Consider the following 12400-nt stretch of genomic DNA (forward strand, 5'->3'; position numbering starts at 1 on the left):
GGACCGGCATCTCCGCGAGGTCGTGGACCTCGTAGCGGCGGCGCGGGTGCCTCCGGGCCGCCGCCGGGTGTGGTCCGGGGCGGGCTCAGCCGCGCTCGCCACCGGGCTTCCACAGGACCTCGTCCCCGTCGCCGGCGACGTGGCGGCCGAGGATGAACAGCAGGTCGGAGAGCCGGTTGAGGTAGCTCGCGGTCAGGGGGTTGACGCTGTCGCCGTGCTCGGCGATCGCCGCCCACACCGACCGCTCCGCGCGGCGCACGACCGTGCGGGCCGAGTGGAAGAGCGCGACCGTGGGGGAACCGCCGGGCAGGATGAAGCTGCGGAGTTTGGGGAGCTCTGCGTTGTAGAGGTCGCAGGCCTCCTCCAGGCCGGTGACGTACTCCTGCAGTACCCGGAGCGGCGGGAACTCGGGGTCGTCGACCACCGGCGTGGACAGGTCCGCACCCAGGTCGAACAGCTCGTTCTGCACACGCGTGAGCAGGGTCCGCACGTCGTCGGGGATCTCGCCGAGCGCCAGTGCCAGGCCGATAGCGGCGTTTGCCTCCTCGGTGTCGGCGTACCCCACCAGGCGGGTGTCGTTCTTGTCGGTCCGGCTCATGTCGCCGAGGGCCGTGGTGCCGTCGTCACCGGTGCGGGTGTAGATCTTCGACAGCACGACGGGCTGGTCCGTGTCCTTCTTCGTCATGCTCCAACCCTAGGACTCCGTCGGGGAGCGCCCGGGTTCCGGCCGTATCGGACGGTTCCGGAGACAGAGGATAACTGTTCGATATCAGAGGGTGAAGGTGACACAGGTCACTGATACATTGGGGAGCATGGAAGCTACTCAGAGTAGCTCCCGGCGGTGATCGCGCAAGTCCCGTGTGGTTGAGAAAGAGGGGGGCCACACGGGCCGCACGGCGCGAGGGGGAGACACCGCACGGCGGGCGGCGTGAAACCGGGGGGTTCACGCCGCCCGCCACTTCTGTGTACGGGGTGTACGACGGGGCCGGGCCCCGGCAAGGACCCGGCCCCGGGCCGATGGTCAGGGCCTGACCGCGTCAGGGCCCCGACCGGGGGTCACCGCAGCCAGGCCTCGCCCTTGCGCGGCAGCTCCACCGGCTCGCGATCGGCCATCGGGGTCACCCCGTTGACCGGGAGTGTGCTCTCGGCCAGCTCCTCCACGCCGTACGCGCCCGCTGCGGACAGCTCCGCGACCGAGTCCCAGTTGACGTTCTCCAGGGTGTCGTCGGCCGTGTGGTAGTAGGGGTCGAACGGTTCACCGGCCGTCCCGCCGTACCACTGGGCCTGCTCCTCCGTCTTGGTGCCGTCACCGCCGCTGAACAGGCCGCCGGAGGGTACACCCTCCTCCATGAACGCGAAGTAGTCGCTGCGCCCGCTCAGCACTCCGGGTTCGTGGATCTGGTCCTGCGCGTCGAAGCCCTCCTCGAGGACCTCGGCGATCGCACCGGAGCCGGGCGGCGCGTCCTGGGAGTCCTCCAGCTCCATACGCCCGTCGAGCACGAACCGGGCGTAGTTGTGCGAGCCGACCATGTCGAAGTTGAGATAGAGCGCGACCGCGTCGAGCTCCTCCTCGCTCAGACCGGCCACGTACTCGTTGGACCCGATCAGGCCCTCCTCCTCGGTGCCCCAGAAGGCGAAGCGCACCTTGTTCTCCGGCTGCTCCTGCTGCGCCATCTGGATCGCGGTCTCCAGCACGAAACCGGTGCCGCTCGCGTTGTCGTTGATGCCCGGGCCCTCCTCGACGCTGTCCAGGTGCCCGCCGACCATCACCACGTTGTCGTCTGCCCCGCCCGAGGTCTCGGCGAGCACGCTGTAGGAGCTTTCCTCCGAGACCTCGGCGTCGACGGCGACCTCGAGCTCAAGCCCGTCGCCGGTCTCCAACAGGTCGGACCCGGCCAGGCCGGACACGCCCAGCGCCGGGATGTCCGCTTCTTCTTCGACGGCGCCCAGGAAGGACTCGTCCTCGTCGTTGACAACCAGGGCGGCGGAGGCCCCCGCCTCTGCCGCGTTGCCGACCTTCTGGCCGAACTCGCACTCGCCGCGCGGCATGATCGCGACGGCGCCTTCGGGGAAGTCTGCGAAGTCCTCGGCCGCGCAACCGCCGGCCGGGTCGTCGGCGTTCACCGCCACCGCGGGGGCCGAGACCTCGCCCGACCCCGAGTACGACATCGTGTTGAAGTCCTCGTCCTCGACCAGCTCCGTCTCGTCGGGGGAGGTCGTGTTCAGGACGGGATCGGACTGCTCACGCCAGAGTTCGTAGTCGTACTCGTCGCGCCAGGTCTCGTACCCCGCGCGTTCGAGCTGGTCCTCCACGTACTGGGCGGACACGTCGTAGCCGGGTGTGTTCGTGGCCCGGTTTCCGCCGTTGTACTCGGCGATCGTGGACAGGTTCTCCATGTGCCACTCGATCGCCTCGGCGGTGACCAGGTCGGGGAGCGCGGCCTCCTCCGGCAACTCGGCCGTGCTGCCCGGATGCGGCGCCGAGAACGCCTCCGGCGGGATCACGGCGGAGGCGTCGGTGGGGGTGGACTGCTCCGGGGATTCCGCCGCGTGGGCGGGTGACCCCAGGGCCAGCGTGCTCGAGGTCAGGACCAGGGCGCCGACCACCGCTGTGGCGGCGCGGGACAGGCCCCGGGGGCCGGTCGTGGTCGCGGGCTCCGGTGCGGGTTCTTGCACTCTCATCCTCCTGGGATGGGGCGCCCGCCCCGCACGGGTGTGACGGTGTTGGGGGACGGACACCATGGGCGCGGTCGGAGGAGGAAGCCTGTCACCGGGTACACGTGTTCGGCAAGTGGGCCGGGCCCGTGTTGCCACAACCAGCCAGGACCCTTACCTTTCGGACGGCTTTGTGGTTGGATGGCCGGCCCATCGGGCTCCGGAACCGGGGCACACAAGGCGTTCCGGACGCAGGATGGGCGCGTGAGGCGGAAGCGGGGGACCGGTCAACGGCTGCCCGGCGTCACTCGTCCTCGTCGTCGTCCTTCCACGACCGGTACTCGGCGCCGACCCCGCCCATGACCACGATCCCGCGGATGTGCACGATCGGCACGTCCGGGTCGTTGCGCACCGGGGCATCGCCGTCCAGGCCGATCCCGCCCATGATCGGGATCCCGTGCACCCGCACCTCGACGTCGTAGGGAACGACGATGCCGATCCCGCCCATGAGGACGTTGCACCAGATCGTCGTCTCGTGCTGGGTGAACTTGGCGTTGCGCAGGTCCAGCTCGACGCCGCCCATGACCGCCGTGGCCACGTAGGTCCCGGGCAGGGTCCAGTCGCCGGCGCGGTTGGCCCCGCCCATGACCGCGATCGCCGCCGAGCTCGTGGCCTTGCCGCCGACCACCCGCTGGGAACCGCGGGAGGGGCGCAACGTCCCCGGGGAGGGCTGTGCGAGAGCCGACTCGGAGGGCGAGTCCGGGAGGTCCTCGGTGAGCGGAACCAGTTCGCCCACCGTCTTGGCACGGTAGGTCGACTCCAGCCGCTCGTTGTGCTCGTCGAGGTCCAGGCGGCCCTCGGCGAGGGCGTCGCGCAGGCGGTTCGCCACGGCGTCGCGGTCGGCGTCCGAGGCCCGCATCCGTTCGGGTCCGGGGGGATCTGTCTGGCTCACGTCTTCCACCATATGCCGATTCTGTCCACTCCGGGCAGCCTGCCGCATCGGGGGCGGTCCCTGACCTCACCCTGAGACCTGCGCCATCGCGTCCCGCGCCGGGGGTGACCCGGCACCCGCGGGGACGACCGGCGCCTGCGGTCGGCCCGGCGCTCCTCAGCCCTCCGGCAGCAGCCCCCGCCGGATCGCCTGCGAGACCGCCGCCGTCCGGTCGCTCACCCCGAGCTTCTCGTACACACGCATCAAGTGGGTCTTGACCGTGGTGGCGCTGATGTGCAGGTACCTGCCGATCGCCGCGTTGGTGCGACCATCGGCGGCCAGACGCAGGACCTCCGTCTCCCGGGGTGTCAGGACGGGGTTCTCGGGTTCCTGGTCGCGCCGCATCCCGGTGAGCACCTTGCCTGCCAGGCGCCCGCTGAGCACCGTCTCGCCACGGGCCGCGCTGCGCACCGACTCGGCCAGCTCCGCACGCGGGGTGTCCTTGAGCAGGTACCCCGTCGCCCCTGCCTCGACCGCGCGCAGGATGTCGCGGTCGGTGTCGTAGGTGGTCAGCACCAGCACGTGCACACCCGGGGCCTCCGCTCGCAGGCGTGCGGTCGCCTCGGCGCCGTCCCCGCCGGGCATGCGCAGGTCCATGAGCACCACGTCGGGGCCGAGTTCGGCCACCCGGGCCACCGCCTCGGGGCCGGAGGCGGCCTCACCGGCGATGGCGAGGTCGGGCTCGGCCTCCAGCATGCCCCGGATGCCTTCGCGCACCACGGGGTGGTCGTCCACCAGCAGAACCTTGATCATGGGGTCTCCCCGGGCCGCGGGGTGAGGGATCGTATGCCGTCCATCGTCTCTTCCGTTCCGTGCCGGGGCGCGCTCGCGGCGGGGCCCCNNNTGCGCCGGAGGCCGGGTCCTCGGCCTCCTCGGGCTCCTCTGCCGCCAGGGACAAGCGCACGGTCGTGCCCTGCCCGGGCGCGGACTCCACGTCGAGCACCCCGCCCAGGTCGAGTGCACGCCGGCGCATGTTCGCCAGTCCGTTCCCGTTGCTGCCGCTGCCCGGGTCGAAACCGTTGCCGTCGTCGGAGACCGTCAGCGACACCCCGACGTCCGTGTGGGCCAACCGCACCTGCGCCGACCGGGCCCCGGAGTGCTTGCGCAGGTTGGCCAGAGCCTCCTGGGCGGTGCGCAACAGGCACACCTGGGCATCCCCGGGCAACGTGTGCCCGTCGCCCACGACCTCCGTTCCGACGGTGATGCCGAGCTCGGCACCCGACCGGTCGGCCAGACGCGCCACGGCCGCCTCCAGATCGTCCTCCTCCAACGGGACCGGCCCGCGCGCGGCCACCATCGCCCGTGTCTCGGCGAGGTTGTCGGTCGCGGTCTCACGCATGAGGGCCAGGTGGCGCCGGGCCGCGGCGGGGTCCGGACCCATCTCCGACTCCACCGCTTGGGTGAGGGTGATGATGCTGGTGAACCCCTGCGCGAGCGTGTCGTGCATCTCCCGTGCCAGGTGCTCGCGTTCGGCCATCGCCCCGGCCTGCTCCGAGAGCCGGGTCGCCTCCGCCCGGCTCTCCTGGAGCTGCTCGATGAGCTCGGCACGTTCCCAGCTCTGCTCGACGACCTCCTCGTACCACCGTGCGAGCCAGTGAGCGAAGCCCGCGACCATCAGGTTGGCCAGGATCCCGGGCAGGAGCTGCGGCATCTCCGCCGCCCCGGCGATGAGCCCCTCCGTCAGACCGGGCGTGATGAGCATGATCGCCAGAGCCAGGGCCCCGTAGGCCGAGCCGCCGGTCATGAAGCACAACGGGGAGAGTGCCAGGACCGCGAACCCCAGGTTGTCGCTGAGCACGATGACGGCCGAGCAGATCGCCGCGACCAGCAGTACGAACGGCAGGCTCCTCAGCGTGCCGTACTCGTCCTCGCGGTTGAGGCGGCGGGCCGCGAACCAGTACAGGGGCAGGAGCGCGGTCCCCAGCGCCGTGGCGATCCACAGCCGCGGGCCGGGCTCGATCGTCAGCGCGTTGAAGCCGAGCAGGGCCGTGATCACACCCGTGTAGTAGAAGTCCCACCCGCGGCCGACCTCCCAGGCGTGGCGCTCGCCGCTCTCCCGCATCGCCGACTCAGCCGTCCTTCCGTGTCTTCCACCGGAACGTGGCCAGTGTGACGGCCAAGCCCACCACACACCAGATGCCCAGGGCCAGGGCGATCAGGGGGAGGTCCCACGAGCCGGACACCTCGACCGCGGCCATCTCGTCGGGGAAGAAGCCGGCACGGAGCCCCTGGGCCATCCACAGCAGCGGGAACAGCGCGGCGCCGTTGAAGATCCACTCCGGCAGGGCGTGCTCCGGCACGAAGACGCCGGAGGTGAACTGCAGCAGCAGGAAGGGCACGATGATCACCGCGGACGCCGCCTGGGCCGTACGCGCCAGGGAACTGGCCGCCATCCCCAGGAGCGCGCAGGCGACGGTCCCGAGCACGAAGACCCATCCCACGGGTTTCGTCCATGTTCCGACCCTCCCGCGGGGCGGCGGGGGTATCGGCCGTCCGGGCGTCGTGGGTCCTCCGGTCGGTGGACCCCGGCGCGGCCGTGTGGCGGGAAGGGGCGGGGGAGCGCGAGCGGGTCGGAGCCACCCGAACAAGGGTCCCGGGCCGCGCGGCCCGGGACCTCCGGGTCAGAAGAGGCGCATGACGTCGGGTTCGATGCCGCGCAGCTCCTCGTAGTCGAGCACCACGCAGCGGATCCCGCGGTCCTCGGCGAGTACGCGGGCCTGCGGCTTGATCTCCTGGGCGGCGAAGACACCGGTCACCGGGGCGAGGGTGGAGTCGCGGTTGAGCAGCTCCAGGTACCGGGTCAGCTGCTCCACGCCGTCGATGTCGCCGCGGCGCTTGAGCTCGACCGCGACCGTGGCGTTGTCGGCGTCACGGCACAGGATGTCGACCGGCCCGATCGCCGTCGGGTACTCGCGGCGGACGAGCGTGTACCCCTCGCCGAGTGTGGTGATGTGCTCGGCAAGCAGCTCCTGGAGGTGGGCCTCCACCCCGTCCTTCTGCAGGCCGGGGTCCTTGCCCAGCTCGTGGGAGGAGTCGTGCATGATCTCCTCCATCGTGAGCACGAGCTTCTCACCCGACTTGCTGTGCGTGACGGTCCAGACGTCGGGGCCGTCGGCGACGGTCTCCTCACGGACCTTGCACGGCGGGTTCATCCAGTTCAGAGGCTTGAAGGCCCGGTCATCGGCATGGACGGACACGCTCCCGTCGGCCTTGATGAGGATCAGCCGGGGAGCCATCGGCAGGTGGGCGGTGAGACGGCCGACGTAGTCGACACTGCACCGCGCGATCACGAGACGCACGGGAAGCCACGTTACCGCCTCTGCGGGGCGCTCGAGGGCGGTTCCGGGACCGCTCCGGGGGCGGGCTCGCCCACTCGGGGGGCGCGACGGGGCCGGTGCGGGGACGGCAGGGGGAACGAGGCCGCGTTCCAGGCGAATCAGGCACTCCCGTGCACACGGTGGCACTGGGTGCCCTCTAAGCTGGGGCCATGGTGCAGGAATTTGACAAGGTCGGAGTCGTCGGACTCGGCACGATGGGCGCGGGCATCGCCGAAGTGTTCGCCCGCGCAGGATTCAACGTCGTCGGTGTGGAGATCGACCGGGCCGCCCTCGAGCGCGGCAAGGGCCACCTCGACAAGTCCCTCTCGAAGGCGGTGAGCAAGGGCAAGATCAGCGAGGAGGAACGCGCTGAGATCGACGGGCGCCTGACGTTCACCTCCTCGCGTGAGGACCTCTCGGACGCGGACTTCGTCGTGGAAGCGGTCCCCGAGAGCATCGCGATCAAGCGGGACGTCTTCGGTGACCTGGACCGGATCTGCCCTCCCGGCACGATCTTGGCCACCAATACCTCCTCGCTGTCGGTCACCGAGATCGCCGCGCTCACCGGGCGTGCCGACAAGGTCGTGGGGCTCCACTTCTTCAACCCCGCCCCCGTCATGAAGCTGGCGGAGGTCATCACGACGGTCTCCACCAGCGACGAGACCGTCGACGTGGTCACCGAGGTCGCCAAGCGCATCGGCAAGACCCCGATCACCGTGGGCGACCGCGCGGGCTTCGTGGCCAACGCGCTCCTGGTTCCCTACATCAACGACGCCGTCAAGCTGTACGAGCGCAGGATCGCCTCGCGGGAGGAGATCGACTCCGGCGTCCAGAAGGCCGCCGGTCTGCCGATGGGGCCGCTGACCCTCGCCGACATGGTGGGTCTGGACGTGTGCCTGGCCGTCATGGACGTGCTCTGGGACGAGTACCGCGACCAGCGTTACGTCGCCTCCCCGCTGCTGCGCCGGATGGTCGCCGCCGGGCACTACGGGCGCAAGTCCGGCCAGGGCTTCTACGCCGGCAAGGACGAGGCCCCCGAGGCGCAGCCCGAGGGCCGGTTCGCCCAGATGGTGCGGGAGGAGGACCTGCTCGACCTGGGCGAGATGCTCGTGGCCCCGCAGATCGATGACGCGATGCGCATGATCGGCGACGGGTACGCCACCGCCGAGGACATCGACACCGCCATGCGTTTCGGCTGCGGTTACCCCAAGGGCCCGACGGAGCTGCTGGCCGACCGCGGCGCGACCCCCGTGGTCGCGACCCTCATGGCGATGAGCGAGTACAGCCTCACCACCATCGCCGCACCCGCACCGCTGCTGGTGGACCGCCTGCCCGACGCCGAGGACGGGGGCCACGGCCAAGGCGGNNNNCCGGTGGCCGTCGTCCGGCGTGGGCGGTGGCCACCGTCGTGCGCGGGGCGGTCCGGTGGTGGGAACCGTCGCCGTCCACAGGACTGAGGGGTGTGTTGGCGGCCACTGGCCGATCTCTTCTACCCTTGAGTGGTGAGTCCGCGCCGAAACTCCCCCCGACGCAAGTCCTCCCGGGGCAAGAAGAACGCCTCCGGCGTCCCCGACGAGGACGCCCTCATGCTGCGTGTCACCGGTGGCCAACGACGTGAGAATGGACCCGACGGGGAGTGGGTGACGCGCCGGATCCCCGGTGCCTCCGCCACCAAGCCCTACCGCTGTCCCGGGTGCGCCCAGATGATCCCGGTGGGCATGGCCCACATCGTGGCCTGGCGCCCCTACGGGGACGGGGGCGACCGCCGCCACTGGCACTCCTCCTGCTGGGACCGTCGTGCGCGCCGTTCTCCCCGGTACTGAACCCGAGCCGTCCCGACGAGGACACCGAGGAACCATGGACGGACGTTCTCGGCGGCGTGGCCGGTGCGGCCGCAGACGGTGCACACGAGCTCGGCTCGGCTCTTGCGCGGGTGGGCCACCTGGGACGGGTAGCACGTCTGCCAGGTGCGGACCGGGTCGACCGGCACGACGCCGACCCCGGTCCTGCGGGCTGTGTGGCGCAGCGTCGTGTCGAGCCGGTTCCGACCTTTGCCCAGGACTGCCCGGTTCGCCGCCCCCGTCTTCTGGAGCTGGAGGTGGCGGGACGTCACATCGGAACCCGGTGCCGCGTGCGAGCGCAAGGTGACTGCCACACCCGACCGTACAGATCTAGGAGCTGCCTCATGTGCCAGAGCGGAAAGCTGCCGGCCCCACGGCTGAAGCCGGGGGTCTGCGCCCCATGACACCGATCAGAGCCACAACGGTGCTGCCCGCCGAGCGCCGCGAGATCACCCTGCACACCGCCGACGGCCTCGAGCTCATCGGTGAGCTCGCGCTCCCGCCGGACGGCCGGACTCCGGTCGCGACCCTCCTGACGCTGCACCCGCTGCCCACCGCCGAGGGAATGATGGACAGCCACGTGCTGCGCAAGGCCTCCTTTCGACTGCCCGCTCTGGCCGACGTCGCTGTGCTGCGGTTCAACACCCGCGGGACGAGTTCGCGCCACGGCACGAGCGAGGGCGAGTTCGGGGAGGGTGAGACCGAGAAGCACGACGTGATGGCCGCGATCGAGTTCACCGAGTTCGAGGGGCTGCCCTCGCCGTGGCTCGTCGGGTGGTCGTTCGGCACCGAGCTCGCCCTCAAGTGGGGCTGTGACCCGCAGATCGAGGGCGCGATGCTGCTGTCGCCGCCGCTGCACCGCGCCGACGAGGGCGACATGAAGGTGTGGGCCGACTCCGGCAAGCCCGTCGTCGCGCTCGTGCCCGAGCACGACGACTTCCTGCAGCCCGAGGAGGCCGCGCGCCGCTTCGAGCCGCTGACGCAGGCCGAGATCATCGGCGTCGACGGCGCCAAGCACCTGTGGGTCGGGGAGCCGTACGTGCGCCGCGTGCTCGACGAGATCGTCGAGCGCGTCAACCCCCACGCCCACCCGCTGCCCACCGAGTGGGACGGCCCGTACGAGCGGGACGTCCAGACCCTGCGCTGACCGTCCCCAGCCGGCCCGCAGGCCGCAGAGTTTCGCGCGAGTCCCGCCGCCTTCCACCCGCCGCCGGGGAAGGCTCGAAGGACTCGTGCGCTCCGTGTACCGCCGTGTCCCCGGTTCCGTGACGGGACCGGGGCACACACCCGCACATGGAACGGCCCCGGGGTCCGCGTGATGCGTCCCCCGGGGCCGCCGGGTTCAGGCGCTGAGACAGATGCCGGGGTCCGGCGTCCCGCCTCCTACTCCTGCCACCAGTCCTCGTCCTCGTCGGCCTCGCTGCCCTTGCCTGCGGCGGCCGGCTGGCGGGGCTCCTCCTTGGCGGCGGGAGCGGGCTCGGCCTGGGCCGGTGCCGACTCCTGCTCGCCGGACTCGGGGATCGCGGCCTGCTCCGGCGCGGCCTGCACGGCGGGCGCACCGCCGGCCGGGGCGCCGCCACCGCCACCGAGCAGNCGACTGGATGCTGTCGCGCTGGCGGTTGAGCTCGTCGACCTCCTTCTTGGCGGCCGTGTGGATGCGGTTGGCCTCGGCCTTGGCGTCGCTGACCATGTGCTCGGCCTTGGACTTGGCCTCCGCCTCGATCTGGGAGGCGTTCTTCTTCGCGCTCCCGACGAGCTGCTTGGCGTTGTTCTCGGCGTCGCGGCGGGTCTGCTCGGCCTGCGAGCTGGCCTTGGTGGCGCGCTGCTCGGCGCTGGCGGCCCGCTCCTCGGCCTCGTTGACCATCTTCTGGGTCGCGGCCTGCGCGGCGGCCAGGCGCTCGGCGTCCTGGCGCTCGGCCTCGGCACGGCGGTCGGTGAGCTGCAGCTCGAACTGGTCCTCGGCCTCGGTCCGTCGTGCCTCGGACTCCGCGAACGCACGCTCGGCGTTCTTGCGCAGCTCCTCGGCCTGGCTCTTGGCGGCCTGGATCGTCTCGTCGCGCTCACGCTTGGCGGCGGCACGGGCCTGGGCGCACTCGCGCTCGGTGGTCGTGCGCAGCTTGGCGATCTCACCCTCGAAGGTGGCGCGCTTCTCGGCGATCTCGTGGTCGACGGCCGAACGCTTCTTCTGGACCTCGCGCTCGGTCGTGGAGGTCAGCTCGTCGGCCTCGCGGCGGGCGGTGGGGCTGATCTCCTCCGCCTCGGACTCGGCCGTCTGACGCATCTCGTCGGACTCGCGCTGTGCGACGGCACGGGTCTCGGTCGCCTCGGACTCGGCGGCCGCGCGCATCTCGGCGGCCTCGATCTTGGCAGCCGAACGGATGTCGTTGGCGTCGATCTGAGCGCTCTGCACGAGCTCGTTGGCCTGCTCCTCGGCAAGGCGCAGGAGCTCCTCGATGCGCGAACCCAGACCCGAGTAGGACGGACGCTCGCGCTCGGCGAGCTGCCGGTTCTTCGCGGTGAGGTCGCCCTTGTACTTCTCGGCCTTCTCGTTGGCCTGCTTCACCTCGGCACGCAGGCTCTCCAGGTAGTCCGTCACCTGGTTGCGGTCGAAGCCACGCAACACCACGTCGAATTCTGGCGGGGCGTTGTCCTCGTCGAAAATGTTGTTGAGCTGGGCGTCGATGTTGTTTGAGGGCATGTGGCGGAATCCTGAACGGGTGCGAGACGGCTACTTGTGAACGGCCGGGGACGGGGTCGGAGGGCTGCTGGGCTGCTCTCCCCGCTGGACAGGCCGGCCCCACGGGGCCGGTCAACGTGAATACGCCGGGCACGTGCTGCGGCTTGACCCGGTTGGACCTGTCCGATCCGGCCCTCGGGGCGCGGACCGGCACCGGCGGTCGAATCCAGCTTTCTGACATGTGCTCGGCGGACAGTCGGCCTGCTGCGCCGCTCGCGACGGACGGCGACCGCCGAACACACCTTCGGGGACTTTATCAAGGGCGGGGCCCGTGAGAAGAGGCTTTCGGGCAACTTCCGGTGAGGTCTGAGGTCAGCCACACCTTCGCCACCGAACCTGTGATGAGTCCGGAACGCCCCCGTGATGCGGGCGTGTCGCGCAAGCCCGTCAGTGGGCGCTCTGTACCAGTTCGGTCAGCACGCCCCCGCAGTCCTTGGGGTGCAGGAACACGATGCTGGATCCGGCGGTCCCACGCCGCGGTTCGGCGTCCAACACGCGCACGCCGGCCCCGCCGACCTCCTGGGCGGACCCGGAGACGTCCGCGGTCCCGAACGCGATGTGGTGCACCCCTTCACCGTTCCGCTCGAGGAACTTGGCGACGGGGGAGTCCTCACGCGTCGGCTCGAGAAGTTGCAGATATGTTGCACCGCCGTCGTCCGTGCCGTTGATCCGGAGCATGGCCTCCCGGACACCCTGTTCCTCGTTCACCTCCTCGTGCTCGACCTCGAACCCGTAGGTGCGCCGGTACAGGTCGATGGACGCATCGAGGTCGCGGCAGGCGATACCGACGTGATCGAGGCGGGTCAGGCCGCTGAAGGGGACGCCGGGCGTGGATGCGGTGCTCAAGATGAACCTCCCG

The 12400-nt window shown here is 70.9% G+C and carries 10 protein-coding genes and 2 pseudogenes; 3 read left to right on the plus strand and 9 right to left on the minus strand.

The window, feature by feature from the left end:
- Window positions 1–85 precede the first annotated feature (85 nt).
- The 7 genes and pseudogenes from D474_RS0119565 to nucS all read right to left on the minus strand — a co-directional run bounded on the left by D474_RS0119565 (window position 86) and on the right by nucS (window position 6945).
- Window positions 86–685 (minus strand): cob(I)yrinic acid a,c-diamide adenosyltransferase, encoded by a 600-nt coding sequence (locus D474_RS0119565; protein ID WP_017615200.1) that lies wholly within the window; start codon window positions 683–685, stop codon window positions 86–88.
- 371 nt (window positions 686–1056) lie between these two features.
- Complete coding sequence (locus tag D474_RS0119570) at window positions 1057–2682, minus strand: M20/M25/M40 family metallo-hydrolase (RefSeq protein WP_040703988.1); 1626 nt, start codon at window positions 2680–2682, stop codon at window positions 1057–1059.
- A 277-nt stretch (window positions 2683–2959) separates the two neighbouring features.
- Window positions 2960–3619, minus strand: a complete 660-nt coding sequence (locus D474_RS0119575; protein WP_017615202.1) for a DUF1707 SHOCT-like domain-containing protein — start codon at window positions 3617–3619, stop codon at window positions 2960–2962.
- Between the two features lie 144 nt (window positions 3620–3763).
- Window positions 3764–4399 (minus strand): response regulator, encoded by a 636-nt coding sequence (locus tag D474_RS0119580; RefSeq protein ID WP_017615203.1) that lies wholly within the window; start codon window positions 4397–4399, stop codon window positions 3764–3766.
- Window positions 4305–5708, minus strand: coding sequence for a sensor histidine kinase (locus D474_RS29375; RefSeq protein ID WP_017615204.1), 1404 nt, complete (start codon window positions 5706–5708; stop codon window positions 4305–4307). Before D474_RS29375 ends, D474_RS0119580 begins: the two co-directional genes overlap by 95 nt.
- Before the next feature lie 7 nt (window positions 5709–5715).
- A pseudogene (locus D474_RS29380) lies at window positions 5716–6087 on the minus strand (ABC transporter permease); the annotation flags it as partial.
- 180 nt (window positions 6088–6267) lie between these two features.
- Window positions 6268–6945, minus strand: coding sequence for an endonuclease NucS (nucS, locus tag D474_RS0119595; protein ID WP_017615206.1), 678 nt, complete (start codon window positions 6943–6945; stop codon window positions 6268–6270).
- Window positions 6946–7133: 188 nt separating this feature from the next.
- Between nucS and D474_RS0119600 the strand changes: the two genes are divergently transcribed.
- The 3 genes from D474_RS0119600 (at window position 7134) to D474_RS0119610 (ending at window position 9951) form a co-directional block, all read left to right on the plus strand.
- Entirely contained in the window at window positions 7134–8420 is a 1287-nt protein-coding gene (locus tag D474_RS0119600) for a 3-hydroxyacyl-CoA dehydrogenase (RefSeq protein ID WP_017615207.1), read from the plus strand.
- Between the two features lie 45 nt (window positions 8421–8465).
- Window positions 8466–8786, plus strand: coding sequence for a hypothetical protein (locus D474_RS0119605; RefSeq protein WP_017615208.1), 321 nt, complete (start codon window positions 8466–8468; stop codon window positions 8784–8786).
- Window positions 8787–9204: 418 nt separating this feature from the next.
- Window positions 9205–9951: an alpha/beta hydrolase gene (locus D474_RS0119610; RefSeq protein WP_017615209.1), complete on the plus strand. Its 747-nt coding sequence runs from the start codon at window positions 9205–9207 to the stop codon at window positions 9949–9951.
- Window positions 9952–10187: 236 nt separating this feature from the next.
- On the opposite strand, the pseudogene D474_RS29385 reads toward D474_RS0119610, so the two are convergent.
- A pseudogene (locus D474_RS29385) lies at window positions 10188–11502 on the minus strand (DivIVA domain-containing protein).
- A gap of 426 nt (window positions 11503–11928) precedes the next feature.
- Window positions 11929–12387 (minus strand): methylmalonyl-CoA epimerase, encoded by a 459-nt coding sequence (mce, locus tag D474_RS0119620; protein WP_017615210.1) that lies wholly within the window; start codon window positions 12385–12387, stop codon window positions 11929–11931.
- Window positions 12388–12400: the final 13 nt, after the last annotated feature.

Source organism: Nocardiopsis salina YIM 90010, from assembly GCF_000341025.1.
GTDB lineage: Bacteria > Actinomycetota > Actinomycetes > Streptosporangiales > Streptosporangiaceae > Nocardiopsis > Nocardiopsis salina.

Excerpts from the sequence above, each read along its gene's own strand:
- D474_RS0119575 (WP_017615202.1), bottom strand. The coding sequence starts at position 3,619 with ATGGTGGAAGACGTGAGCCAGACAGATCCCCCCGGACCCGAACGGATG.
- D474_RS0119570 (WP_040703988.1), bottom strand. The coding sequence starts at position 2,682 with ATGAGAGTGCAAGAACCCGCACCGGAGCCCGCGACCACGACCGGCCCC.
- D474_RS0119565 (WP_017615200.1), bottom strand. The coding sequence starts at position 685 with ATGACGAAGAAGGACACGGACCAGCCCGTCGTGCTGTCGAAGATCTAC.
- D474_RS0119610 (WP_017615209.1), top strand. The coding sequence starts at position 9,205 with ATGACACCGATCAGAGCCACAACGGTGCTGCCCGCCGAGCGCCGCGAG.
- D474_RS0119580 (WP_017615203.1), bottom strand. The coding sequence starts at position 4,399 with ATGATCAAGGTTCTGCTGGTGGACGACCACCCCGTGGTGCGCGAAGGC.